The organism is Candidatus Accumulibacter vicinus (assembly GCF_000584955.1).
Taxonomy (GTDB): domain Bacteria; phylum Pseudomonadota; class Gammaproteobacteria; order Burkholderiales; family Rhodocyclaceae; genus Accumulibacter; species Accumulibacter vicinus.
Genome location: NZ_JDSS02000024.1, coordinates 173,418 through 196,390, shown reverse-complemented (window position 1 = coordinate 196,390; position 22,973 = coordinate 173,418). Strand labels below are relative to the sequence as shown.

Here is a 22,973-nt window from a genome sequence, read left to right as displayed (position 1 = left end):
AATAGGGGAGGCGTAGGGAAACCGAGTCTGATAAGGGCGATAGTTGCTGGACGTAGACCCGAAACCAAGTGATCTATCCATGGCCAGGATGAAGGTGCGGTAACACGCACTGGAGGTCCGAACCCACTAATGTTGAAAAATTAGGGGATGAGCTGTGGATAGGGGTGAAAGGCTAAACAAACTTGGAAATAGCTGGTTCTCTCCGAAAACTATTTAGGTAGTGCCTCAAGTATCACCGACGGGGGTAAAGCACTGTTATGGCTAGGGGGTCATCGCGACTTACCAAACCATTGCAAACTCAGAATACCGTTGAGTGCGAGCTTGGGAGACAGACATCGGGTGCTAACGTCCGGTGTCGAGAGGGAAACAACCCAGACCGCCGATTAAGGTCCCCAAGCCATAGTTAAGTGGGAAACGAGGTGGGAAGGCTCAGACAGCCAGGAGGTTGGCTTAGAAGCAGCCATCCTTTAAAGAAAGCGTAATAGCTCACTGGTCGAGTCGTCCTGCGCGGAAGATGTAACGGGGCTCAAACTATGCACCGAAATCGCGGATATCCGCAAGGATATGGTAGGAGAGCGTTCTGTAAGCCGTTGAAGGTGTCCTGAGAAGGATGCTGGAGGTATCAGAAGTGCGAATGCTGACATGAGTAGCGATAAAGGGAGTGAAAAGCTCCCTCGCCGAAAGCCCCAGGTTTCCTGCGCAACGTTCATCGGCGCAGGGTGAGTCGGCCCCTAAGGCGAGGCTGAAAAGCGTAGTCGATGGGAAACAGGTCAATATTCCTGTACCTCTTGGTAATGCGATGGGGGGACGGAGAAGGTTAGGTCAGCCGGGTGTTGGACGTCCCGGTTCAAGCGTGTAGGCAGGTCTCTTAGGCAAATCCGGGAGATCAATGCTCAGGCGTGATAACGAGTGGCTTTATGCTGCGAAGTGATTGATACCCTGCTTCCAAGAAAAGCCTCTAAGCTTCAGTTACCAGGAGACCGTACCGCAAACCGACACAGGTGGGCAGGATGAAAATTCTCAGGCGCTTGAGAGAACTCAGGAGAAGGAACTCGGCAAATTTGCACCGTAACTTCGGGAGAAGGTGCGCCCTGACAGGTTGTAGCCCCTCGCGGGTGAAGGCCGAAAGGGTTGCAGTGAAATGGTGGCTGCGACTGTTTAATAAAAACACAGCACTCTGCAAACACGAAAGTGGACGTATAGGGTGTGACGCCTGCCCGGTGCCGGAAGGTTAAGTGATGGGGTGCAAGCTCTTGATCGAAGCCCCGGTAAACGGCGGCCGTAACTATAACGGTCCTAAGGTAGCGAAATTCCTTGTCGGGTAAGTTCCGACCTGCACGAATGGCGTAACGATGGCCACACTGTCTCCTCCTGAGACTCAGCGAAGTTGAAATGGTTGTGAAGATGCAATCTCCCCGCGGTTAGACGGAAAGACCCCATGAACCTTTACTGTAGCTTTGCATTGGACTTTGAACAAATCTGTGTAGGATAGGTGGGAGGCTGTGAAACCGGGACGCTAGTCCGGGTGGAGCCAACCTTGAAATACCACCCTGGTTTGTTTGAGGTTCTAACCACGGCCCGTGAATCCGGGTCTGGGACCGTGCATGGTAGGCAGTTTGACTGGGGCGGTCTCCTCCTAAAGTGTAACGGAGGAGTACGAAGGTACGCTAGGTACGGTCGGACATCGTGCTGTTAGTGCAATGGCAAAAGCGTGCTTGACTGCGAGACTCACACGTCGAGCAGGTACGAAAGTAGGTCATAGTGATCCGGTGGTTCTGTATGGAAGGGCCATCGCTCAACGGATAAAAGGTACTCTGGGGATAACAGGCTAATACCGCCCAAGAGTTCATATCGACGGCGGTGTTTGGCACCTCGATGTCGGCTCATCACATCCTGGGGCTGTAGTCGGTCCCAAGGGTATGGCTGTTCGCCATTTAAAGTGGTACGTGAGCTGGGTTTAAAACGTCGTGAGACAGTTTGGTCCCTATCTGCCGTGGGCGCTGGAAATTTGAAGGGGGCTGCTCCTAGTACGAGAGGACCGGAGTGGACGAACCTCTGGTGTACCGGTTATGACGCCAGTCGTATTGCCGGGTAGCTAAGTTCGGAAGAGATAAACGCTGAAAGCATCTAAGCGTGAAACTCGCCTTGAGATGAGATTTCCCCGGGGACTTGATCCCCCTGAAGGGTCGTGGTAGACCACCACGTTGATAGGCTGGATGTGGAAGCGCAGCAATGCGTTAAGCTAACCAGTACTAATTGCCCGTGAGGCTTGATCCTATAACCTTGAGCAGCAACTCGTAACGACACAATCACAACCCCTTCTTCCCATTTTGCGCACCACGCCTCGCGTCGTGCGAACCCGTTATGCTTGGCGGCCATAGCCCTTTGGACCCACCCCTTCCCATCCCGAACAGGACCGTGAAACGAAGGTACGCCGATGATAGTGCATACTTCATGTGTGAAAGTAGGTCACCGCCAGGCCCCCCCATCTGCCCAAACCCTCCCGCAAGCACCAGCATGCGGCGAGGGCTTGCGGCTTCCCAGAATCAGCCCAACCCCCCCCTCACAACAGACCGCCTGTGCCGCCCCTTCAGTTCAGTCCGGCAATGAAGCCATAAGGGCTGCGCGTCAGGGCTACGGCGACGATATAGGCAAATGCAGTCAGTGCGGCAACCAGAAAGACGGCTCTCTGCGCCTTGCTGCGCGCGCGTTTGAGAGCCATTGTCCCACAGCCGATGTAGACCAGCAGACCGACCAGCTTGGCGGTCAACCAGGCGGCGGCAAAGGGATATTGACCGCTGAGCACGGCCAGGGCGATCGCGCTGGTCAGCAGGACGGTGTCCACCAGATGAGGCAACACCCGTACGTCTGGTCGCTGCAGCCAGGGGGAGTCCGCCAGCATCCACAGACCACGCAGGAGGAAGCCGGCGCCGCTGAGCACGACACAGCCAATGTGTAGGTGCTTGAGAAACAGGTAGCTCATCAGGAGCCCGGCCCGGCGGGCTTCGACGCCATTCCGGCAGCGATCTTCAAGCAGTGCTGCCGGTAGCATGCGAGAGCGCTCAGCAGGTTGCGCAGCAGACTGGCATTGGCAATCAGCAGCATCAGCCCGGCCGGATAGGTGAACCATCCGGGCCAGAACGCTGCAGCCAGCAGCAAGGCCAGCGCCAGGAAGTGGGCATACATCTGCCGGTCGATCTGACGCATGGCAATGACCTTGTTCATGTTTGGTGCCAGCACTCGTCCATCACCCAGATTCTGCAAGTGCAACCAGACCAGAAAAGGAACGATCTTGTAGAGCATGCCGATCATCACCGACAGGCCACCGCCAAACAGTGCCAGCACACCGCAGAGCAGCGGCCACTCCTGATGCTCGGTGAGTAGCGGCAGGTGGTTTGCCGCCAGCGACAGCACGCAGCTGGCCAGCGTGCACAGCATCGCCAGGCGCCAGTAATGCTGGGTCGCGTCGAAGCGGGCACGTTTGCTGCGGCTCTGGACCTGCAGTGTCAACACCGCCAGTGCGGCAACCGTCAGCAGCATTGCATCCGCCAGCAGCACCGCCAGCCATGCCCAGCCAATGCCATCCGCAATACTCCACAGGCACAGCAATGCCAGCAGGGAGCCGGCAAAACGATTCGCGAACCAGGTCGGATAAGGCGGCGTGATCTGGAACATCGGTACGACCACGAAGGCGATGCTGGCCAGCAGGATGATGCTCCAGCCGACGAAGCCCCAGGCGAAGTGAATCGACGTCAGTTGCAGTAGCGGCACTTCGAACGATCCGGCGAGGGCCATTGCCAGCAGCATTCCGAGGCCAACGGTCATACCCAGACCGGGCAATGCCAGCTTCAGGCCGCGAATGATGGGATTGCTCGATGCCACCCGGTAGAGGGCATGGCCAGCGGCACCCAGGAAGAGTGCCGCGCCACTGCCCAGCAGCAGCGCCGCCAGGCGGAATGCAAGTGGCTCGGAAGTCAGAAAGCCTGCAGCCAGCAGCAGCACTCCCGGGGTCATCGCGGCATGCACCAGGGTCGCCAGCAGCAGCGGTTTCGCGATGTTCGCCCCGGCCACTACCGGCAGAATCTGGATCATCGCCCCGAGCATCACCTGCAGCATGAATCCGGCGCTGATCAGATGCGTCAGCGCCAGCGCGGCGGGTGTCCAGCGCGAGGCGAACAGCTCTGGTCCGCTCCATAACAGGAGCATGCCGGCGAGCAGGGCGAACAGCGGGGCAGTGAGAAAAAAGCGGAACGGGGCGGCAAACGGTGGCGCCTGGTCAAACGACAGCAGTGCCTGCATTTATTGTTTATGCTGGATCAGGACTTCGACCGTGCCGTCTGGCCGGTATGCCGTCTGCCAGGAGAAGCCATTGATCTCGAGCGCCCGGTAGAGCGGGTAAGGTTCGCGGGGGAGCAGCACGAGGAGTTTCTGGGCCGTACCCAGTTGACCGAGCGCTTCCATGCTGCGCACCATCGGCTCGGGCGGTTCGAGGCCGCGCGCGTCGATGACGATGTCGGCATCGATCCTAGTCATGTCGGGATTTTGTTGGAGCCGGCGAGCTGCTTCTGCAGTTCTGGCAGCAAGGCTTCGACCTGATCGGTCAGATGCTGATCACACATCGGATAAAGCACGTTCTCTTCCTTGAGGTTATGTTGCTGCATCATGACCAGAAGCGTTTCGGCAATGCCAGTATAATCGTCAAAGTCCTGCTCGACCAAGGCCGCTGCGGCGGCCGCGAGCAGTTGTCGCATCTGTGCGTGCTCGCCGCGCATCACCTGGGTAGGCCCTCGGTACATGCCGGTGCTCTGTTCAAAGAGCGGAAAGAGGAGCGACTCTTCGGCCGCAAAATGATCCTGCATCGCTTCCTGAAAACGACCGAACTCGGTCCTCGCCAGCGCCCAGGCGCCGCTGGCGACAGCCTGCTCGACCGCGACCATCAGATGGTCACAAGAGCGATGATCGTTGGCCATGAAATTCGTGATCGTGTGCATGCAGAACCTCGCTGAATTAACTCTATCATTGTCAGGCGGGTGCTTGCTGCCAACTATGACCAATATCAATTAGAATGGATACTCTGTGGAGGAAATGCCATGTTCAAACACATCCTTGTCCCTACCGACGGCTCCGAGCTTTCCCAGGACACTGCCCGACGGGCAATTTCCTTCGCCAAGGAGACCGGGGCGCGCATTACGGCGTTCTTCGCCAAACCGGAATACCCGGTCACTTATTATGGTGAAGGAGCGCTGATCGACCCGACAACACCCGAAAAGTTTGCCGAACTTGCCGAGCAACAAGCTGAGCAGACGCTGGATTTCGTCGTCGAACTTGGCGCAGCCGAGGGTGTCCAGGTCGCCAAGCGATCACTGACCAGTGACATTCCCTACCAGGCGATCATCGACGCTGCGACCGAGGCAGACTGCGACCTGATTTTCATGGCCTCGCATGGTCGTCGTGGCATCACCGCCCTGTTGCTCGGCAGTGAGACCAACAAGGTGCTCACGCACTCGAAGATTCCGGTGCTCGTTTACCGCTGATTCTGCCAGGCTTGCCTGAAGGAGGATACGGAATGGCCGAGCGCCGTGTTGGCAATGGTGGCGGCTGGACGGCGATTCGGCGGGTACTCTGCCTGTTTTTCTGCTTGCTCTGCGGGCCTGCACTGGCGGTTGATGTCGGGCTGGCCGGCGTGTTTCCAGGAAAGGCTTTGCTGACCATCAACGGTGGAGCGCCGCGAACCGTGGCCGTCGGCACGAAAACCGATGAAGGCGTCAAGGTGCTCGCGGTCGATTATGACACCGCTACCATCGAAGCCGACGGAAAGAAGCGTATCCTGCGGGTTGGGCAGAACGTCGCGTCGCAACCCTCGGGCGAGGGAGGGGGCAAGGCGGTCCTGACTGCTGACGGCAGTGGCCACTTTCTGACCACTGGAAACATCAACGGAACGACCATCCGCTTTCTTGTGGATACCGGTGCCACCATGATCTCGCTCGGTGCCGGTGATGCGCGGCGCATCGGCATTGACGCCAGCAAAGGACAGCGAGGGGTCACCAGTACGGCCAACGGGCCGGCGTCGGTGATTCATATCAAGCTGGATACGGTACGGGTTGGCGAGATTGTCCTGAATAATGTCGATGCCCTGGTGCATCAGCAGGACCTGCCGTTTGCCCTGCTGGGCATGAGTTTCCTGAACCGGATGGAAATGCAGCGCGATGGCCAGACCATGACTCTCAGGAAGCGCTACTAGGAGAAGTCGAATATGCCTCACCGCGACGAACAAGTATCGATGTTGGGCCACGAGCTCGAACTCTTGATGGGCGAGCGGCAGAGGCTGCTGCAGGTCGTCGGTGCAACGGCTGCTCTGGTCGCTTCTCTGGACAGCAGTGTGCTGCCGCAGGGAGCCATCAAGTCCGCGAATCTGGTTTCGAGCACGCTCAACGCCCTGCCCGAAGAAACCCTGCGCGACGCGCTTGCCGCGGTGCGTGCAGAGATCCAGGAGGAAGAGCGTGTTATCGGCAGCTGAGGCCTTGCTTGCGCCAACGTTCGGCAGCGGTGCTGCGGACCTCGACCGGATATGTCAGGTCCTGCACCGCGAGCCTTCACTGGCGACAGTGGTGCTCGAAGACGGTATCGGTGACGAGGAGTTGCTGCCGGCTGCCGTGCTCTTCCCGATCGTTCGGCGCATCGGTGGGCCGACCGTATTGCTGACACAGCGCACGGCGCATCTGAAGGATCATCCAGGCCAGATCAGTTTCCCGGGCGGGCGGTGCGAGCCAACCGACGCTTCGCCGGCGCATACGGCCTTGCGTGAGGCTGCCGAGGAGATCGGCCTGGCCGCCGCGCATGTCGACATCGTCGGCTACCTGCCTGAATACCTCACCAGTACCGGCTTTCGGGTCACCCCGGTGGTGGCCCTGGTGACCCCACCTTTCGAGTTGCAGCTTGACGCGTTTGAGGTAGCCGAGGCATTCGAGGTGCCGCTGACCTTTCTGCTGGATCCCGCCAACCACCAGCAGCATTCGCTTCATTACCGTGGCAGGCTGCGTCACTATACGGCGATGCCGTATGGTGAGTACTTCATCTGGGGAGCGACGGCAGGAATCATCCTGTCCCTCTGGAGAGCCCTTGCCAAGGGGTGATCAATCGAGCACCATTGCGAGTTTCACTAGAAACTGCTTGGCCTTTTTCTGGTCGGGCGCAGCGCGCAGCGCAGCGCGGAGTTTGCCGACTTTCTGCCGGAGGTCGGCGGCGGTTTTTGCCTGTTCGATCTCCGCGATCAGCGCGTCGGCCTGCGAACCCAGCAATTCCTGCAAAGCTCGGACGGTGTAACTTTTGGCGAGGCTGATGTCTTCCCGGTCGGCTGGTAATGGCTGGACGACCGCTTCAGCTATTTTGTGTACCGGTGCCTGTACCTGCACGAACCCTCCATCCAGCAGGGCCGCCAGTTGTTTGGCACTCTCGGTGGCGGATGCGCCAAAAGCCAGCAACTGGTTTCCGGTACGCTGCCCATCGACCATGATCAACATGGCTCGCATGCGAAAAGGTAGGCGGTTCGCGCGGGTAGAGATCTCCTCGATGCCTTTGGGCGTTTTACTGAAGACTGACGACAGATCCATTCCCACCATTATACTGATATTCCGCTGGCACTTGGCATACGCGAAGTGACGCCAGCGTGAATTCCGCGGAGGGCAATTTCGGAAGCCTTGCACAGCGAACCTTTGCTATCATTGGCCGGCTGCCGGTGCGGTTCGCTGCTGCGGTGGTGGTTTGATGAGGCTTGCCAGTCTGGTAGGCGGTTGATCGATTATCTACAGGAGTTTCTTCATGAGCAGAGAAGTCGTTGTACTAAGCGCGGTCCGTTCAGCCATTGGCACCTTCGGTGGTTCGCTCGCCAACATGGAGCCGCATGAGCTGGCCGGCACCGTGATGAAGGAGTCGATCGCCCGTTCCGGTGTCGACCCGCAGCAAATCACTTACGTGACGGTCGGCAATTGCATTCCGACCGATTCGCGCTTTGCCTATGTGGCCCGTGTTGCTTCGATTCAGGCGGGATTGTCGATGGATTCGGTAGCCATGGCGGTCAACCGTCTGTGTGCATCGGGTCTTCAGGGCATCGTGACGACGGCTCAGAACATCATGCTCGGCGACGCCGACTATGGTATCGGTGGCGGTGTCGAAGTCATGTCACGTGGTGCCTACATGCTGACGGCGATGCGTAGCGGTGCCCGCATGGGCGACACCAAGGCCATCGACATGATGGTCGCCACGCTCAACGACCCGTTCGGTGCGGGTCACATGGGCGTTACTGCGGAGAATCTCGCTACCAAGTGGCAAATTAGCCGTGAAGAGCAGGACGCCTTGTCAGCCGAATCGCATCGCCGTGCGGCCGCTGCCATCGCCGAGGGCCGCTTCAAATCGCAGATTGTTCCGATTGTCCTGAAAACCCGCAAGGGCGATGTCGTGTTCGAAACCGACGAGCATGTCAAACCGGCGACGACGATCGAAACCCTGGCCAAGATGAAACCGGCTTTCAGCAAGGACGGGACGGTAACCGCCGGCAATGCTTCCGGAATCAATGACGGAGCTGCCTTCATGGTGCTCACTGCTGCCGACGTCGCCGCCAGTGCTGGCCAGAAGCCGATTGCCCGTCTCGTTGCCTACGCCGTCGCCGGTGTGCCGAACGAAATCATGGGCGAAGGTCCGATCCCGGCGACCAAAGCGGTGCTCAAGAAGGCCGGCCTGACGCTCGATCAGATGGACGTCATCGAGTCCAACGAAGCCTTTGCCGCGCAAGCCATTGCGGTCAGCAAGGGCCTCGGTCTCGACCCGGTGAAAACCAACCCGAATGGTGGCGCGATCGCTCTCGGCCACCCGGTCGGTTGCTCGGGCGCTTTCATCGCGACGAAAGCAATCTACGAGTTGCAGCGTGTCGGCGGCAAGTATGCGCTGGTCACCATGTGCATCGGTGGCGGGCAGGGCATTGCGGTGATTTTCGAACGCGCCTGATCTTTACTGTCTGAGTAGGTCGTGTTAGCCCGCAGGGCGTAACCCGACCTTACCTGGACTCAAGGCCGGTAACTGCAGCCGGTGCGCAGCTTCTGCGGGTGTCGTGCCATGCGCGACGACGCCGAGCAGCGGCGCCGCCAGCCGTTGCTGCAGTGCCGCCAGGTTCTCGCTGAAACGGGACATTGCCGGATCGATGCGGTTGGCCACCCAGCCGGCCAGCGACAGGCCGCAGGCAGCGATCGCCTGCTGGGTCAGCAGCGCATGGTTGATGCACCCGAGGCGCATGCCGACGACGAGAATCACCGGCAAGCAGAGCCTCACAGCCAGATCGGCAGTGTCGCAGTCGACGCCGAGCGGCACACAGAAACCGCCGACTCCCTCGACGAGAACCACGTCGGCGAGGGTCTGCAGTTCGGCAAAAGACGCAGCGATGCGCGGCAGCTCGATGCACCGGCCTTCCTCTGCGGCGGCGATGTGCGGCGCGATCGCGGCACCGAATCCGTAGGGATTGACCAGCGAACGTGCAGGCTGGATTGACGAAGCCGCGAGCAGGCGTTCGACGTCCTCGTTAAGACCCTGCTCATCGAGGCCGGCGGCGACCGGCTTCATCGCCACTGCGCTCAGCCCGGCCTGGCGGCAGGCATGCAGTAGCGCGCAGGCGACAAAAGTTTTGCCGATCTCGGTATCGGTGCCGGTGATGAACCAGCCGCGTGGGTCTGTCATTTTCTGGCGTAAGCAAGAATCACGTCGTAACGCGCCGGCAGGCCGGCCGCTGTGCGGTGCGCTTCGTAGGCAATCTGCACCTGCTGCCAGGCGGCACGCCCGAGCAGGCCGCTACGCGCACCTTCGCCAACCGAGTTGGCGCCGATGTCCTTGACCGCGCGCAACAGGGTCTTCAGGTCGGGGTAGTGCAGGCTGATGGTCTCGCGGTGCAGGCGGATCTCGGAGAAGCCGGCACCCGCCAGCGCCGCTTCGATCGTCGCTGGTTCGCTGAAAGTCAGAGTATGGCGGTGGCAGTCGATGCGGCTGAAGGCCACGCGCAGTTCGTCGAAAGTGCCGGGACCGAGCGTGCTCAGCGCCAGTTGTCCGCCTGGGCGAAGGACGCGCCGCGCTTCCCGGAAAACCGGGCCGACCGCGCACCACTGCACGGTCAGGTTCGACCACCAAGCCGTATAACAGTCCGCCTGGCAGGGCAGGGCCTCGATGTCGGCAGCAAGGCAAAGGTCGGCATCCTGGCGTGCCCGGACCAGCATCGCCGGCGCGAAGTCTACCGCGGTGATCGTCGCGTCTGGCCAGCGGTTACGCAACAGGCGGGCGCCGTAGCCGGTACCGCAGCCGGCGTCGAGGATGCTGGTCGGTTCCGGAATGGGTGTAAAACCTGCCAGCAACGATTCGCAGACCTGGCGCTGCAGCACTGCAGCATCGTCATAGGAGGCTGCAGCGCGATCGAAGGATTCGCGGACACGCTGCCTAGGAGGCGGTGCGGGCATGGCAGAAATCGTCCAGCAGGGCTACGAAGCGATCGGGATCGGCAAGGAAGGGCGCGTGTGCGGTGCCGGCGAACACCTCCAGGCGGGCGTTCGGCATTCCTTTCGCCAGGGACTTTGCCGCTGCGAGCGGGTTGAGCGGGTCCTGGTCGCCGTGAATGAGCAGGCTCGGTGTCGCAATCTTCGGCAGCAGCAAACGCAGGTCGAGCTCCCGCAGCCAGTCGAGGCCGCGGCGCAGTGTTTCCGGGTCAGGCAGCCGGCCGGCGCGCAGGCCGGCGCGCAGCACGCGGCCAAGTGCTCGTGCCTGTTCGTCGCCCTGGTTCAGCAGTCCGACGAAACGCTGCAGGGTCTGTTCCGGTTGCTGCCGGATACTCACCGAGAAACTGTCGAGCAGTTCCGGTGCCTGTGCCTGCTGCCAGCCGTCGCGCTGGATGAAACTGGCGGTGGCGCCGACCAGCACCAGGGCGGCGACGCGTTGCGGTGCGAGCAGGGCGGCGCGCATGGCCAGCATGGCACCGAGTGACCAGCCACAGAGGATCACCGAATCGGGGAGTGCGTCGATCAGGTTCCGTGCAGTCTCCGTGAAATCCGCATCGCTGGCCGGTGACGGGCCGTAGCCGGGGAGATCGACGAGGTGCACCCGGCAGGATCGCGACAAGGGTACGAGCAGCGGCTGCCAGACGACGTTCCCGAGCCCCCAGCCGTGCACCAGCGCAAGCTCGGGATCCTTGCCGATGAGCATGGTCATGCCAACGCTCGCAAGGTGTCGACCAGCCGGGCCAGATCGGTCTCACGGTGGGCCGCGGTCAGCGACACGCGCAGACGCGCGCTTCCCCTGGGGACCGTCGGCGGTCGGATCGCCGGTACCCACAGGCCACGCTCGAAAAGCGCGCTGGCGACCCGCAGGGCATCATGGTTGTCGCCGATGATCACCGGCTGGATCGCCGTCGGAGAAGGCAGGAGCTGCCAGCGCGTATCGGCGAGTCCAGCGCGCAACTGTGCGACGAGTTGCCAGATATGCTGGCGACGGGCATCGCCGGCAGCGATCAGGTCGAGGCTGGCGGCCAGCGCACAGGCGATGATCGGGCTGCCGGCAGTGGTGAAGATGTAGCTTCGGGCACGCTGCTCCAGCCATTCGATCACTGTCGCGTCACCGGCAACGAAAGCGCCGGCAACGCCCGCTGCCTTGCCGAGGGTGCCCATATAGACCAGGCGCCTGGCCGGAGGAAGGTTGAAATGGTCAAGGCTGCCGCGTCCCTGCCGGCCGAGGACCCCGAAACCATGCGCGTCGTCGATCACCAGCCAGGTGTCGAAGCGCTCGGCGAGCGCCAGCAGGCCGGGCAGGGGGGCGAGATCGCCATCCATGCTGAACACCGCGTCGCTGAGGATCAGCTTGCGTCTGGCCGGACTCGCGGCGAGCAGGCGTTCGAGTGCTGCCAGATCGCCGTGCGGGTAGCGCTGGCTGTCGGCGCGCGAGAGCTGTACGGCGTCGATCAGGGAGGCGTGGTTGAGCCGGTCGGCGAACACCGCATCGTGACGCCCGACCAGCGCCGGAACGATCCCCAGGTTGGCCAGGTAGCCGGTCGAGAAGAGCAGGGTGCGTTCAGAACCGATAAACGCGGCGAGCTTCTCCTCGAGCACTGCGTGTGCGCCGAGATGGCCGCTGACCAGATGCGAAGCGCCGCTGCCGACGCCCCAGGTCCTGGCACCGGCGCAGGCGGCTTCGACCAGCGCCGGGTCATTGGCCAGGCCGAGGTAATCGTTGCTGCAGAAGCTGAGCAGTGAGCGACCATCAAGCCGGGCTACCGGTCCGCAAGGGCATTCGAGAGTCCGGCGATGGCGTTTCAGACCGTCACGCTGCAGGGTATCGAGTTCGCTTTGCAGTTCTTCCCAGATCATCTGCCGAGTGCAGCCTCGAGTGCAGCGTGGGCGCGATCCACGAGGAATGCGCATTGATCGCGGCTGATCACGTAGGGCGGCATGAAATAGACGGTATTGCCGATCGGTCGCAGCAGGATTTCGTTGGCCAGGGCCTGCCGGTAGAAGCGTTGTGAGAACTCCGGATCGTCGGTGTGCACGTCGAAGGCGGCGATCATGCCACGCTGGCGGAGGTGGCGCACCTGCGGGTGCCCGGCCAGCGCGGCCAGGCAGTGGCCGAGATGCTCGGCGAGGCTGCGATTGGCGTCGATCACCTGATCGTCAGCGAAAATGTCGAGGGTGGCCAGGGCCGCCCGGCAGGCCAGTGCGTTGCCGGTGTAGGAGTGCGAGTGGAGAAAGCCGCGGCTGGTTCGATCGTCATAAAAATCGGCGTAGACCGCATCGCTGGTCATCACGATCGACAGCGGCAGGTAGCCACCGGAGATGCCTTTCGACAGGCAGAGGAAGTCCGGCTGGATCGTCGCCTGCTGATGGGCAAAGAAGGTGCCGGTACGCCCACAACCGACGGCGATCTCGTCACAGATCAGATGCACCTGGTAGCGGTCGCAGAGGCCACGCGCCAGGCGCAGGTATTCCGGATCGTACATCGCCATGCCGCTGGCACATTGGATCAGCGGTTCGACGATCAGCGCGGCGATGCGCGGATGGTGTCGTTCGAGGTGGTTCTCGAGTGCGGCAGCCGCGCGGCGGGCGACCTCGACCGGAGTTTCCCCCGCCTCGGCGAAGCGGGCATCGGGCGTCGGCACGATGCCCGCCGGGCGGATCAGCGGCGCGTAGGCGTCCTTGAACAAGGCGACGTCGGTGACCGCAAGCGCACCGATGGTTTCGCCATGATAGCTGCCGGCCAGGCACAGGAATTCCTGCTTGTCCTGGCGACCGCGGTTCTGCCAGGAGTGGAAAGACATCTTGAGCGCAATTTCGGTCGCCGAAGCACCGTCGGAAGCATAGAAACAATGGCCGAGCATGCCGCCGGCGAGTGCCGACAGCCGCTCCGAAAGCTCGACCACCGGCCGGTGCGTGCAGCCGGCAAGGATGACATGTTCGAGTTCATCGAGCTGCTCGCGCAGCGCCGCATTGATGCGCGGATGGCAGTGGCCGAAGAGGTTGACCCACCACGAGCTGATGCCATCGAGGTAGCGCCGGCCGTCGAAGTCATACAGCCAGACCCCCTTGCCGCTGGCGATGGGAACCAGCGGCAGGGCCTCGGACGCATGCTGCTTCATCTGGGTACACGGATGCCAGACGGCATCGAGGCTGCGTTGCAGCAGATCGCGATTGCTCATCATCGGTTCAATGCAGGGTCTGCGATGGCACGTTGTTCTGCTCCGGCATCTCGGCGTGTACGGTATCGCCGTCGATATTCGGATAGAGCGGCGCACCACAATCGTCACAGAATTCGTAGGGAAACTGTTGGTCGAGCGCGACCACATCCTTGAGGCCGGATTTGCGCAAAGCGGTTTCGATCTCGCCGGCGACATCGGTGGTTTCATCCTCGATGCCCAGCAATGGCCAGACGACACCATGAAAAACCAGGTCACCGTCTTTCGGGCCGAAACCGATTCGGTATTCCTCCAGCCGTTTGTCATGGAAGCCGCCGATGACTGCACGCAGGCTCTCGGCGGGCTGCCCGAGGGTGGCCTGCAGAAACGCCACCGAAGCCTTCAGCGAATACGGGCGCGAAGCGCTGTCGGCCGCCCGGCAGGCGGCATGGTAGGCGTCAGCCAGCAGGGGTTCATAGGCACAGCCGGTAAGCAGGGCTTCGAAGCACGGTCCGCCCTGCTTCAACCATTCCTTGAGGGCACTCTCACGGCTGCTCTTGTCGGCCTCGTTCCAGCGAAAGAGGGGCTGACCACGGCGAACCGCCAGCGCACCGACGAGGTAACGGGTATCGGAAAGGAAGCGATTGGTTTCGGGCATGCCCGACGCGTCGATACCGAGGTCGCTGCCGGCCATCGCGGCGGTCCCCAGCCGTTGCATCAGTTGCCAGGTATCGGTGAAGCTGTGCGGCAGCTGATCCGGGCTATACAGATAATCGGCGAGGGCCAGCCGGGCACCCGCAGCAAAGACATGCGCGCCGAGGTGCACCTTCAGCGTCTGCAGGATGCTTCTCGGAATCGTCGCGGTGGGAATCGAAAAGCGCGACCAGGCCAGCAGCGGTGCTGTGAAGAGCAGGATGTCGAACTCCTGCCCGAGATGCGACAGCACGCATGACTCGGCGTGTGCCTCGATGGTGTCTGCAAGATCGTCATGCGCCATGGCATGTGCGTCGAACAGGCGGTCCAGCGAGCCGGTGAAGTCGTCCTCGGCACCGTCATGAAACAGCTTGTCGACGAGTGCGCCGAGACGGTTTTGCCAGAACAGGTCCTCAAGCTTGCTGCCGGATTCGGCAAGGCCGATGGCCAGACGGCTCAATTCGGTGGCGTCAGCCGAAATGCGCTTGCGGGAGGTAAAGCGGTTGCGTTTCATGGTTGGGAGTCTGCAGGACGGTCAATTCATCATTGTACCAAGCTGGCGGGCTTGACGTTGGCGCGCATGCATCTTCATCAGCAGTTCTAAATTTGAATCCGCTCCGCGATGGCCCGGTGCACGCGGGGTGAGGAGGCTGGCCCAAGGGCCTGGAGCATGAAGTCAAACAGGGTGGCCCAAGAGTCGAAGTTGAGAACCATAGGGGGAGTCTTCCAGTACGCTAAAAAAATCCTTCATAACACTATGGGCTTAATTTGGGACTGCTGTTGGATAAGGCTCACGCTTGACGGCCATGCATCGGCCGTCATACACTTCCCAGCGTCCGTTGGATTTCCTATCCTTCGATATTGCTTTTGCCGCCTGGTCAGCCGCTGTCTCTAAACCAAGTCAAAAAAAGGGGGGGGGGTCATGAATTTTGCGCGCGCATGCTTTGTGGTGGCGACGGTCATTGCCTGCAGCTCTGTCGTCGCGCTGCCGACGCAAGTCGACTCGATCAATGGCGCGGCGTCGCCCGCCGCGAGCACCGCCTGGTCAGCGGCGGAAGCCGGATGGTTGTATTCGCCGACCGAGTCCTACTCGTTGTCCGAGGTCAAGACGCGCTTTGCGTCGATCGATAGTCGTACCGTAGTGCTGGAGATTTGGGACGACTCCCCTTTGAACGGCGGTCATTTGCTCCGCAGCGCGTCGACCAGCCTCACCGGAGAGCCGTTCGAAACGTGGTCGTTCGCCGACCTGGATCTGCAGACAGGCGAAGACTATTTCGTCGGTTTTCGAAACATTTCCGGACTCGGCGTCAACTTCACAAGAGACGCGGGCGCGACCAACCTTGGCCGCTACTACTTCTCTTTCGACAATACGGGTGCCTATGAGAGGGAAGCCGTCTCATCGACCATTTCGGGAGCGCAGCCCATCCTGCGGTTTGCCGGAACGCGCGCCGTTCCGGAACCGGCGTCCAGCTTCTTGACGGCGCTCGCCCTGGCGCTCATGCTCGTCCAGGTGAGCAAACGGGCGACAAGCCGAACGCTCGCCGTTCACCGCCGCCTTCCATGATCGAGGCTCTCCGCCCAAGAACCCGGATCGCCGGGATGGCGTAGTCCGGCAGCCACCGCCGGCGCGGAGCGTCCGTTGCGGGAGGGAGGACGTAGCCCCGCGTTAACCAAAAATGGGAAATCCCCCGGCTCTGCTGGGGGACAGGAAAAGTTTGACATTTCAGGGAGTCCATCAGTATGGAGAATCCCGATGGACGAGTGCGAAAGCCTAAGCCACTCCAAGTGGGAGTGCAAATATCACGTAGTATTCATCCCGAAGTGCCGACGCTGTATGAGCAGCTGCGTCGTCACCTCGGGGAAGTGTTCTGCAAACTGGCTGAGAGGCTGTGAAAACTGCGATGAACGCAGACGCGACACGGTGCGATTCTCCCGGCCGTAGCACGGTTTTTCCGACCGTAGCGCCATGCGGGGTTGCTGGCTTGTCCAGACCGGGAGGCCCCGCCGCCTGCGTTACTTCGTGCGACTTTCCTCCTTTCTTGTGCGCCGCAACCTGCCAACACCTGGCGCTGCACCACCGTTGATGCCGGTTCGAGTACGGCCCCGCATCAAAGGCTAGCGCTGGCCATGCTTGCCCGTGTATTGTCTCAAACCATTCCCTGATGTCTCATTAGTTACACGGCAAAGTCTCACACCAACAGCTTTCCATCAACCTGGAAAACCGGCGGCAGGTTGACCAATCTTTAACTTTACATAATAAAAATTATACGAAATGTCTGATATCATAATTTCATGTTTGACAGATCGTAGGAATCAGGCGTCGCCAACTTGGTCCCGCCTGCTCGGTCCCAGCAGGAATCCGAACCTGACGGCAAACAGCGATTCAAAGCTTGACCGACGATCCGGTTTCTTACCACAATCTGGCTCTTCGTCCCTGAAAAGCTAGCCCCATGATTGATCAGACCGTTGACGACTTCAGCCTGCCCGCAACCGGTAGCCGGACCTTCACTCTCTCGGCTTGTCTGGGGAGCCCCGTCGTCCTGTATTTCTATCCCAAGGACAGCACGCCGGGATGTACCACCGAGGCACAGCAATTCCGTGACCTGTACCCGCAGTTCGTGGAGGCTGGCGCCCTGGTAGTCGGTGTGTCTCGTGACAGAGTCAAGTCACACGAGAACTTCAAAGCGAAGCAGAACCTGCCATTTGATCTGCTTTCCGACACCGAAGAATTGCTGTGCACCCGCTTCGCGGTCATCAAGATGAAGTCGATGTACGGTAAACAGGTTCGCGGCATCGAGCGCAGCACCTTTGTCATTGACGGCCAAGGCGTGCTGCGGTGCGAATGGCGCCGCGTCAAGGTGGCCGGCCACGCGCAGGAAGTTCTGGATTTCATCACCCGGCTCTGACATGAAACCCTTACCGGCCTGATCAGGAAAGCGCTCACATGGCCCGCAATACTGCAGCTGCCGCCGCACCAGGCAAGCTTTTCGTTCTCGACACCAATGTCCTGATGCACGACCCGACCTGCATTTACCGCTTCGAGGAGCACGATGTCTTCCTGCCGATGATGACCCTGGAAGAACTCGACAACCACAAGAAAGGCTTGTCGGAAATCGCCCGCAACGCTCGCCAGGTGACGCGCACTCTTGACGAGATCGTCAACAGCGTAGATGGGTCCATCGACCAAGGCATCCCGCTCCATGGACCTTCCCGCAAACTCGCCAGCGGCCGCCTTTTCCTGCAGACCGAGGCAATCACCGGCGGGTTGCCGGCGGGATTGCCAACGGCCAGAGTCGACAACCAGATTCTGGCCGTCGTCATCGATCTGCAACGCCGACATCCCGAACGTCCGGTCATCCTCGTCTCCAAGGACATCAATATGCGCATCAAGGCCCGTGTCCTCGGGCTCTCGGCGCAGGATTACTTCAACGACAAGGTACTCGAGGACACCGACCTCCTGTATACGGGAATGCGCGAGCTGCCCTCTGATTTCTGGGAGGTCTATGGCCAGGACATCGAGTCCCGGAAGAAGGACGGTCGTACGCTGTACCGCCTCAAAGGGTCATTCTGCGCGCACCTGCTGGTCAATCAGTTCCTCTTTCAGGAAGGAGAAAAACCGCTCTATGCCATCGTCCGCGAAATCTCCGGATCGACCGCCGAAATCCAGACGCTGACCGATTATACGCACACCAAGAACAATGTCTGGGGCATCACGGCGCGCAACCGCGAACAGAATTTTGCGCTCAATCTGCTGATGAACCCGGAAGTCGATTTCATCACCCTGCTCGGCCAGGCCGGCACCGGCAAGACGCTGCTCACCCTGGCTGCCGGTCTTACGCAGGTGCTCGAAGGAAGGCGCTACAGCGAGATCATCATGACCCGTGTCACTGTTCCCGTTGGCGAGGACATCGGTTTTCTGCCAGGGACCGAGGAAGAAAAGATGGGGCCGTGGATGGGTGCTCTCGAAGATAACCTTGAAGTCCTCAACAAGAGCGATGACGATGCCGGCGACTGGGGCCGTGCGGCGACCCGTGACCTGGTTCGCAACCGGATCAAGATCAAATCGCTCAATTTCATGCGTGGCCGCACCTTCCTCAACAAGTTCCTGATCATCGACGAGGCGCAAAACCTGACGCCGAAGCAGATGAAAACCCTGATCACGCGTGCCGGACCAGGCACCAAGGTGATTTGCCTCGGCAACATTGCACAGATCGATACGCCTTACCTGACCGAAGGCAGTTCCGGGTTGACCTACGTCGTCGACCGCTTCAAGGGCTGGCAGCACGCCGGTCATATCACCCTGCAGCGAGGCGAGCGTTCCCGCCTCGCTGACTACGCTGCTGAAGTGTTATAATTTTTTTGGACATCAACGGGGCCGTGTCTGGTGACACGGCCCGGTCGTTTTTGGCCATCGATCCATGCTGCCGGCTCCGAGCGTAAGGATCCTGTGCTTACTGGAGAGTCGATTGAAACGACGCAATTTCCTTGCCGCTTCTGCGCTTCTTTCGCTATTGGCCCCTTCGTCGGTGCTTGCCGCCAACAAAAAGAAGGCGGCTGCTCAGGATGCTGCCAAACCGGCAGCCAAGTCGACAGCCAAGCCTGCCGGCAAAACCGGCAGTAGAGATACCACCAGAACCAGCGGCAGCAGAGACAGCACAAGAGCCCGGCACAGCTACCGGCGGCCGGTCGTTGAAAAACCATCCACCCCTCCGGCTCTGGCGTCTAGCCCAGCACCGACCGCCGCAGTCGAACAGCGCAACGCCATCAGTCTGCCCGATGAGCCGCAGCCCAACTGGCGGACCTACGAGATTACTTCGCAGATCACGCTCAACCAGGTCAAAGGCAAACTGCGATTGTGGCTCCCACTGGCTCAGTACAAGGACACTTCCTGGCAACGCTCGCTGGGTCACTTCTGGCGAGGCAACTTCGACAGTGCCGGAATCTACCGTGATCCGGTGGCCGATATGGAGGTGTTCTACGCGGACTGGAAAGAGAGCAGTCCGACACCGCAATTACAGATCAACAGTCAGGTGGCCAAGCTCGACCGTCACTTCGACATCACCCGCCGCGGCAGCGCCGCCGAACGCAGCGAAGTGCTTCGGCGCTGTCTGCAATCGAGCAATCTGGTTCCGATCGATGGACTCGTGCGCCGCACTGCCGAGCGCGCCATTGGCCGAATCAAGGATCCGGTTGCCCAGGGTAAGGCGATCTACGATTGGGTGGTCGAAAACACATCATTTGATCCAGCCCAGAGCGGCATTGGCAGAGGCGATGTCGAGGCCATGCTCGACAGTGGCCAGTTGAGCGGCAAGAGTGCCGACATCGCCCTGCTCTTCGTCGGCCTGTGTCGATCGATCGGAATTCCCGCGCGCCCGGTCTTCGGGCTGCGCGTCGACAGTTCGCGGCTGTTTGCGGGCCTCGGCGCAACCGGCAACCTGCGCACTGTGCAGCATTGTCGGGCCGAATTCTACACGCCAGGCTATGGCTGGATTCCGGTCGACCCCGGTGATGTGCGCAAGGCCATTCACGACGAACACCTGGGCAATGGCGATGCGAAACTGGTCGTCCTCAGGAAGCTGCTGTTCGGTTTCTGGGAGATGAACTGGATTGCCTACAACGCTGCCCAGGATGTCAGTCTCCGAGGCGCCAGCGGCGGCGGGCCCCTGCCCTTCCTGGTCCTGCCGCAGGCGGAGGCTGCCGGTGTCCGCTTCGACAGCACCGACGTTCAGCGCTTTGTCTACACGGTCAACGCCAGCCGCGTCGAAGGCTGACATCTGCCTGTGCTCAATACGATCCCGGCTTGGCGAAACTCTCGAAGCGCGTGTACTCGCCCAGGAAGGTCAGGCGGGTGGTACCGATCGGGCCGTTACGCTGCTTGCCGATGATGATCTCGGCAACCCCCTTGTCGGGCGTGTCCGGGTTATACACCTCGTCGCGGTAAATGAACATGATGATGTCGGCGTCCTGTTCGATGGCGCCCGATTCGCGCAGGTCGGACATCACCGGGCGCTTGTTCGGCCGTTGTTCGAGCGAGCGGTTGAGTTGCGAGAGCGCCATCAGGGGAACGCCCAACTCCTTTGCCAGTCCTTTCAGCGATCGCGAAATCTCCGAGATCTCGGTCGCCCGGTTCTCGCCATGCGAAGTGGCGGACATCAATTGCAGGTAGTCGATGACGATCAGCCCGAGCTTGCCACACTGGCGATGCAGACGGCGCGCGCGCGCGCGCAGATCGATCGGGTTGAGCGCCGGCGTCTCGTCGATATAGATCGGCGCCTCGTGCATCTTGCCCAGCGCAAAGGACAGCCTCGACCACTCGTCGTCATTGAGACGACCGGTACGGACGCGATGGGCATCGAGCCGACCGACCGATGACAGCATGCGCATGGCGAGTTGCGTACCGCCCATTTCCATCGAGAATATGGCGACCGGCAGACCCACTTCAATCGCTACATGCTCGGCAATATTGAGCGCAAACGAAGTTTTTCCCATCGACGGGCGGCCGGCAACGATCAGCAGATCGCCGCCCTGCAGGCCCGAAGTCTTCGAGTCGAGATCGTGATAGCCGGTCGGCACGCCGGTGATGTCCGAAGGATTGTCGCGGTCGTGCAGCTCCTGGATGCGCTCGACCACCTGCGTCAGCAGCGGGTTGATATGCACGAAGCCGGACTGGTGGCGAAAACCGCCTTCGGCAATCGCAAAGACCCTTGCTTCGGCCTCGTCGAGCAGGGTTTTCGGGTCGCGACCGAGCGGATTGAGCGCACTGCCGGCGATTTCGTCGCCGGCAGTCACCAGTTGCCGCAGAATCGCCCGTTCACGGACGATCTCGGCATAGCGCCGGATGTTCGCCGCCGACGGCGTGTTCGCCGCCAGTTCGCCAAGGTAGGCCAGCCCGCCGGTGGCGTCGCCCTCCCCCGCCTGGTCGAGGCTTTCAGCAACCGTCACCGCATCGGCGGGTTTGCCTCGTTCTAGGAGCTTGGAAATCTGGCGGTAAATGCGCCGATGTTCATCGCGATAAAAATCACTTTCGCTGATCACGTCGGCGATCTTGTCGAAGGCCGCGTTATCGAGCATCAAGCCGCCGAGCACCGATTGCTCGGCCTCCAGCGAATGCGGCGGCACGCGCAGTTCAGACAGTGCCGGGTCCGTCTGCGGGCTCCGTTCTCGCCGTGCGCCGCGACTGCCGAAGCGTTGCCCGCTATCGGAATTGGATGAATCGAAGGACTTGACCATGAAATATCCGCGGAGGGAACAAGCAAGGCGGAGAGTTTAATGTGAAAGCCGCGCCAGCGACTCACGAATCTCTGATGATAAGCGTTGACCGGCGCCGTGACGACGCACGCGAAACAGCGCTCGGCGTGGGTGAATATCTGCGGGAAGTTTTAACCCCATTCCCGTGCGTCGTCCGTTTACCCATCTGAACCCTCCACGAAAGGACCGCCATGTATCGAACCCTTGTCGTTTACCTGACCACTGCCGTGCTGACCGCCCTCTGCCTGCCAGTGGCAACGGCCACCACGGCCAATCCAATTGCACCACGCAAGACGCTCAGCGCCTTTGCCAACGAGCAGGAACTTGCCGGTCTCTTCAAACGCTGGGCTGACGAGGCGCAGCGTCGCCGCGACGAGCAGCAACGAAAGCGTGCCGACAAGTCCGTGGGCCAGCTCGCTCAACCCTCCTCCGCACCCGCGGCCGCACCTGCGGCAGTGGCCAAGGAGAGCGCCGCCGGCAAAAACGAATCGGTCACCAACGTCCAGCATGCAGGTGTCGATGAAGGTGGCATCGTCAAGTTGCACGGCGACCACCTGGTGATCCTGCGCCGTGGCCGCCTGTTCACGGTCCGCATCGGCGCGCAGGATCTGCGCCCCGTCGCCGCCATCGACGCTTTCGGCAGCGATGTCGATCCAGGTGGCGCCTGGTACGACGAGATGCTGATTTCCGGCAACACGATCGTCGTCATCGGCTACAGTTACGCGCGCGGTGGCACCGAGGTCGGCGTCTTCGACATTTCGCGCGCTGGGCAGCTCGCCTATCGCGCGACCTATCACCTGCGCTCCAATGACTACTATTCTTCCCGCAACTATGCGAGCCGGCTGATCGGCAGCAAATTGATCGTCTATTCGCCGCATGTTCTCAGCCCATGGGGCGACCCCTGGGCAGCCTTCCCGGCGATGCGCCGCTGGCGCTCGGGAGCGCTGCCGGCGGACTTCCGGCGCATCGCGCCGGCAACGCGGGTCTACCGCAGCGACGAGCCGCTCGACCCCTTCGCCGGCGTCGCCCTGCACAGTGTCTCGATCTGCGACCTCGCCAGGCCGGAGATGGATTGCCAGAGTACCGCCGTTCTCGGGCCGCCAGGGCGCGTCTTCTACGTCTCGCCGAATGCGGTATTCGTCTGGACGACGGCCGAGCAGCGTGGTGCGCCGGCTTCGTCGGTGTTCCGCATCCCGCTCGACGGATCGGCACCGAGTGCTCTGAAGACGGCCGGCAGCCCGATCGACCAGTTCTCGTTCCACGAAGACGACGGCGGCGTGCTGAATGTGCTGCTGCGTGCCAACGGCCGCGGCGACGGCATGTGGGCAGGCGAAGTCAATGCCGGCGA

Annotated in this window: 22 protein-coding genes, 2 rRNA genes and 1 pseudogene (1 of these 25 only partly in view); 13 read left to right on the top strand and 12 right to left on the bottom strand. The window is 61.1% G+C overall.

Translation table 11 applies throughout. The annotated features are described in order from the left end of the window. Positions 1 to 2,277: ribosomal RNA gene (locus CAPSK01_RS22755) — 23S ribosomal RNA — on the top strand; it begins 707 nt to the left of the window's first position. A 90-nt stretch (positions 2,278 to 2,367) separates the two neighbouring features. Next, positions 2,368 to 2,481 (top strand): 5S ribosomal RNA (gene rrf / locus CAPSK01_RS11495). 109 nt (positions 2,482 to 2,590) lie between these two features. Here the strand turns inward: rrf and CAPSK01_RS11490 are convergent. The 4 genes from CAPSK01_RS11490 to CAPSK01_RS11475 are packed head-to-tail and all read right to left on the bottom strand — an operon-like array spanning position 2,591 to position 4,991. After that, positions 2,591 to 2,983: a SirB2 family protein gene (locus CAPSK01_RS11490; RefSeq protein ID WP_034926443.1), complete on the bottom strand. Its 393-nt coding sequence runs from the start codon at positions 2,981 to 2,983 to the stop codon at positions 2,591 to 2,593. Next, positions 2,983 to 4,299: a hypothetical protein gene (locus CAPSK01_RS11485; protein WP_034926441.1), complete on the bottom strand. Its 1,317-nt coding sequence runs from the start codon at positions 4,297 to 4,299 to the stop codon at positions 2,983 to 2,985. Before CAPSK01_RS11485 ends, CAPSK01_RS11490 begins: the two co-directional genes overlap by 1 nt. Continuing rightward, a complete protein-coding gene (locus CAPSK01_RS11480; RefSeq protein WP_034926438.1) occupies positions 4,300 to 4,533 on the bottom strand; it encodes a DUF2249 domain-containing protein in 234 nt (77 codons plus the stop codon). Beyond that, positions 4,530 to 4,991 (bottom strand): hemerythrin domain-containing protein, encoded by a 462-nt coding sequence (locus CAPSK01_RS11475; RefSeq protein ID WP_034926435.1) that lies wholly within the window; start codon positions 4,989 to 4,991, stop codon positions 4,530 to 4,532. Before CAPSK01_RS11475 ends, CAPSK01_RS11480 begins: the two co-directional genes overlap by 4 nt. A 99-nt stretch (positions 4,992 to 5,090) precedes the next feature. On the opposite strand from CAPSK01_RS11475, the gene CAPSK01_RS11470 reads away from it, so the two are divergent. From CAPSK01_RS11470 to CAPSK01_RS11455, 4 genes are all read left to right on the top strand, one after another. Then, positions 5,091 to 5,534, top strand: coding sequence for a universal stress protein (locus CAPSK01_RS11470; protein WP_034926432.1), 444 nt, complete (start codon positions 5,091 to 5,093; stop codon positions 5,532 to 5,534). A gap of 32 nt (positions 5,535 to 5,566) precedes the next feature. Next, a complete protein-coding gene (locus tag CAPSK01_RS11465; protein WP_273703546.1) occupies positions 5,567 to 6,241 on the top strand; it encodes a TIGR02281 family clan AA aspartic protease in 675 nt (224 codons plus the stop codon). Positions 6,242 to 6,253: 12 nt separating this feature from the next. Beyond that, positions 6,254 to 6,517 (top strand): hypothetical protein, encoded by a 264-nt coding sequence (locus tag CAPSK01_RS11460; protein WP_034926429.1) that lies wholly within the window; start codon positions 6,254 to 6,256, stop codon positions 6,515 to 6,517. Positions 6,518 to 6,608: 91 nt separating this feature from the next. Beyond that, entirely contained in the window at positions 6,609 to 7,133 is a 525-nt protein-coding gene (locus CAPSK01_RS11455) for a CoA pyrophosphatase (protein ID WP_273703589.1), read from the top strand. Here CAPSK01_RS11455 and CAPSK01_RS22750 read toward each other — a convergent pair whose 3' ends face one another. Beyond that, on the bottom strand, positions 7,134 to 7,520 hold the full coding sequence (locus CAPSK01_RS22750; RefSeq protein ID WP_273703545.1) for a hypothetical protein: 387 nt from the start codon (positions 7,518 to 7,520) through the stop codon (positions 7,134 to 7,136). Between the two features lie 298 nt (positions 7,521 to 7,818). On the opposite strand from CAPSK01_RS22750, the gene CAPSK01_RS11445 reads away from it, so the two are divergent. Then, entirely contained in the window at positions 7,819 to 9,000 is a 1,182-nt protein-coding gene (locus CAPSK01_RS11445; protein ID WP_034926426.1) for an acetyl-CoA C-acyltransferase family protein, read from the top strand. Positions 9,001 to 9,024: 24 nt separating this feature from the next. Here CAPSK01_RS11445 and bioD read toward each other — a convergent pair whose 3' ends face one another. Genes bioD through CAPSK01_RS11415 form a run of 6 tightly spaced genes read right to left on the bottom strand, consistent with a single transcriptional unit; the run spans position 9,025 to position 14,891 of the window. Continuing rightward, on the bottom strand, positions 9,025 to 9,723 hold the full coding sequence (gene bioD, locus CAPSK01_RS11440) for a dethiobiotin synthase (protein ID WP_034926423.1): 699 nt from the start codon (positions 9,721 to 9,723) through the stop codon (positions 9,025 to 9,027). Then, positions 9,720 to 10,490: a malonyl-ACP O-methyltransferase BioC gene (bioC, locus tag CAPSK01_RS11435; protein WP_034926420.1), complete on the bottom strand. Its 771-nt coding sequence runs from the start codon at positions 10,488 to 10,490 to the stop codon at positions 9,720 to 9,722. The genes bioD and bioC overlap by 4 nt, the downstream gene beginning before the upstream one ends. After that, a complete protein-coding gene (locus CAPSK01_RS11430) occupies positions 10,471 to 11,235 on the bottom strand; it encodes an alpha/beta fold hydrolase (RefSeq protein WP_034926418.1) in 765 nt (254 codons plus the stop codon). The genes bioC and CAPSK01_RS11430 overlap by 20 nt, the downstream gene beginning before the upstream one ends. After that, positions 11,232 to 12,386 carry an 8-amino-7-oxononanoate synthase gene (gene bioF / locus CAPSK01_RS11425; protein ID WP_034926415.1) on the bottom strand — a complete coding sequence of 385 codons (1,155 nt, stop codon included), beginning with the start codon at positions 12,384 to 12,386 and terminating at the stop codon, positions 11,232 to 11,234. Before bioF ends, CAPSK01_RS11430 begins: the two co-directional genes overlap by 4 nt. Beyond that, positions 12,383 to 13,708: an adenosylmethionine--8-amino-7-oxononanoate transaminase gene (gene bioA / locus CAPSK01_RS11420; protein ID WP_034926411.1), complete on the bottom strand. Its 1,326-nt coding sequence runs from the start codon at positions 13,706 to 13,708 to the stop codon at positions 12,383 to 12,385. Before bioA ends, bioF begins: the two co-directional genes overlap by 4 nt. Before the next feature lie 7 nt (positions 13,709 to 13,715). Next, on the bottom strand, positions 13,716 to 14,891 hold the full coding sequence (locus tag CAPSK01_RS11415; protein ID WP_034926408.1) for a DUF2863 family protein: 1,176 nt from the start codon (positions 14,889 to 14,891) through the stop codon (positions 13,716 to 13,718). Between the two features lie 408 nt (positions 14,892 to 15,299). Here CAPSK01_RS11415 and CAPSK01_RS11410 point away from each other — a divergent pair, with 408 nt between their 5' ends. The 5 genes and pseudogenes from CAPSK01_RS11410 to CAPSK01_RS11395 all read left to right on the top strand — a co-directional run bounded on the left by CAPSK01_RS11410 (position 15,300) and on the right by CAPSK01_RS11395 (position 20,148). Beyond that, on the top strand, positions 15,300 to 15,941 hold the full coding sequence (locus tag CAPSK01_RS11410; RefSeq protein ID WP_034926406.1) for a hypothetical protein: 642 nt from the start codon (positions 15,300 to 15,302) through the stop codon (positions 15,939 to 15,941). A 189-nt stretch (positions 15,942 to 16,130) separates the two neighbouring features. Continuing rightward, positions 16,131 to 16,258, top strand: a pseudogene (locus CAPSK01_RS22745) (IS200/IS605 family transposase); the annotation flags it as partial. Positions 16,259 to 16,827: 569 nt separating this feature from the next. Further along, on the top strand, positions 16,828 to 17,283 hold the full coding sequence (locus CAPSK01_RS11405; protein WP_034926403.1) for a peroxiredoxin: 456 nt from the start codon (positions 16,828 to 16,830) through the stop codon (positions 17,281 to 17,283). Between the two features lie 38 nt (positions 17,284 to 17,321). Continuing rightward, positions 17,322 to 18,731 carry a PhoH family protein gene (locus CAPSK01_RS11400; RefSeq protein WP_034926401.1) on the top strand — a complete coding sequence of 470 codons (1,410 nt, stop codon included), beginning with the start codon at positions 17,322 to 17,324 and terminating at the stop codon, positions 18,729 to 18,731. A gap of 112 nt (positions 18,732 to 18,843) precedes the next feature. After that, positions 18,844 to 20,148 (top strand): transglutaminase-like domain-containing protein, encoded by a 1,305-nt coding sequence (locus tag CAPSK01_RS11395; protein ID WP_273703544.1) that lies wholly within the window; start codon positions 18,844 to 18,846, stop codon positions 20,146 to 20,148. A gap of 13 nt (positions 20,149 to 20,161) precedes the next feature. Here CAPSK01_RS11395 and dnaB read toward each other — a convergent pair whose 3' ends face one another. Then, positions 20,162 to 21,607 carry a replicative DNA helicase gene (gene dnaB, locus CAPSK01_RS11390; RefSeq protein ID WP_034926399.1) on the bottom strand — a complete coding sequence of 482 codons (1,446 nt, stop codon included), beginning with the start codon at positions 21,605 to 21,607 and terminating at the stop codon, positions 20,162 to 20,164. Between the two features lie 209 nt (positions 21,608 to 21,816). Between dnaB and CAPSK01_RS11385 the strand changes: the two genes are divergently transcribed. After that, the coding region (locus tag CAPSK01_RS11385; RefSeq protein ID WP_034926396.1) for a beta-propeller domain-containing protein at positions 21,817 to 22,973 on the top strand (1,157 nt) is incomplete at its 3' end.

Coding starts and splice junctions, on each gene's coding strand:
- CAPSK01_RS11485 (WP_034926441.1), bottom strand. CDS start 4,299: ATGCAGGCACTGCTGTCGTTTGACCAGGCGCCACCGTTTGCCGCCCCG.
- bioC (WP_034926420.1), bottom strand. CDS start 10,490: ATGCCCGCACCGCCTCCTAGGCAGCGTGTCCGCGAATCCTTCGATCGC.
- bioF (WP_034926415.1), bottom strand. CDS start 12,386: ATGATCTGGGAAGAACTGCAAAGCGAACTCGATACCCTGCAGCGTGAC.
- CAPSK01_RS11460 (WP_034926429.1), top strand. CDS start 6,254: ATGCCTCACCGCGACGAACAAGTATCGATGTTGGGCCACGAGCTCGAA.
- CAPSK01_RS11400 (WP_034926401.1), top strand. CDS start 17,322: ATGGCCCGCAATACTGCAGCTGCCGCCGCACCAGGCAAGCTTTTCGTT.
- CAPSK01_RS11430 (WP_034926418.1), bottom strand. CDS start 11,235: ATGACCATGCTCATCGGCAAGGATCCCGAGCTTGCGCTGGTGCACGGC.
- CAPSK01_RS11405 (WP_034926403.1), top strand. CDS start 16,828: ATGATTGATCAGACCGTTGACGACTTCAGCCTGCCCGCAACCGGTAGC.
- CAPSK01_RS11475 (WP_034926435.1), bottom strand. CDS start 4,991: ATGCACACGATCACGAATTTCATGGCCAACGATCATCGCTCTTGTGAC.
- CAPSK01_RS11480 (WP_034926438.1), bottom strand. CDS start 4,533: ATGACTAGGATCGATGCCGACATCGTCATCGACGCGCGCGGCCTCGAA.
- dnaB (WP_034926399.1), bottom strand. CDS start 21,607: ATGGTCAAGTCCTTCGATTCATCCAATTCCGATAGCGGGCAACGCTTC.
- CAPSK01_RS11410 (WP_034926406.1), top strand. CDS start 15,300: ATGAATTTTGCGCGCGCATGCTTTGTGGTGGCGACGGTCATTGCCTGC.
- bioA (WP_034926411.1), bottom strand. CDS start 13,708: ATGAGCAATCGCGATCTGCTGCAACGCAGCCTCGATGCCGTCTGGCAT.
- CAPSK01_RS11465 (WP_273703546.1), top strand. CDS start 5,567: ATGGCCGAGCGCCGTGTTGGCAATGGTGGCGGCTGGACGGCGATTCGG.
- CAPSK01_RS11445 (WP_034926426.1), top strand. CDS start 7,819: ATGAGCAGAGAAGTCGTTGTACTAAGCGCGGTCCGTTCAGCCATTGGC.
- CAPSK01_RS22750 (WP_273703545.1), bottom strand. CDS start 7,520: ATGTTGATCATGGTCGATGGGCAGCGTACCGGAAACCAGTTGCTGGCT.
- CAPSK01_RS11470 (WP_034926432.1), top strand. CDS start 5,091: ATGTTCAAACACATCCTTGTCCCTACCGACGGCTCCGAGCTTTCCCAG.
- CAPSK01_RS11490 (WP_034926443.1), bottom strand. CDS start 2,983: ATGAGCTACCTGTTTCTCAAGCACCTACACATTGGCTGTGTCGTGCTC.
- bioD (WP_034926423.1), bottom strand. CDS start 9,723: ATGACAGACCCACGCGGCTGGTTCATCACCGGCACCGATACCGAGATC.
- CAPSK01_RS11415 (WP_034926408.1), bottom strand. CDS start 14,891: ATGAAACGCAACCGCTTTACCTCCCGCAAGCGCATTTCGGCTGACGCC.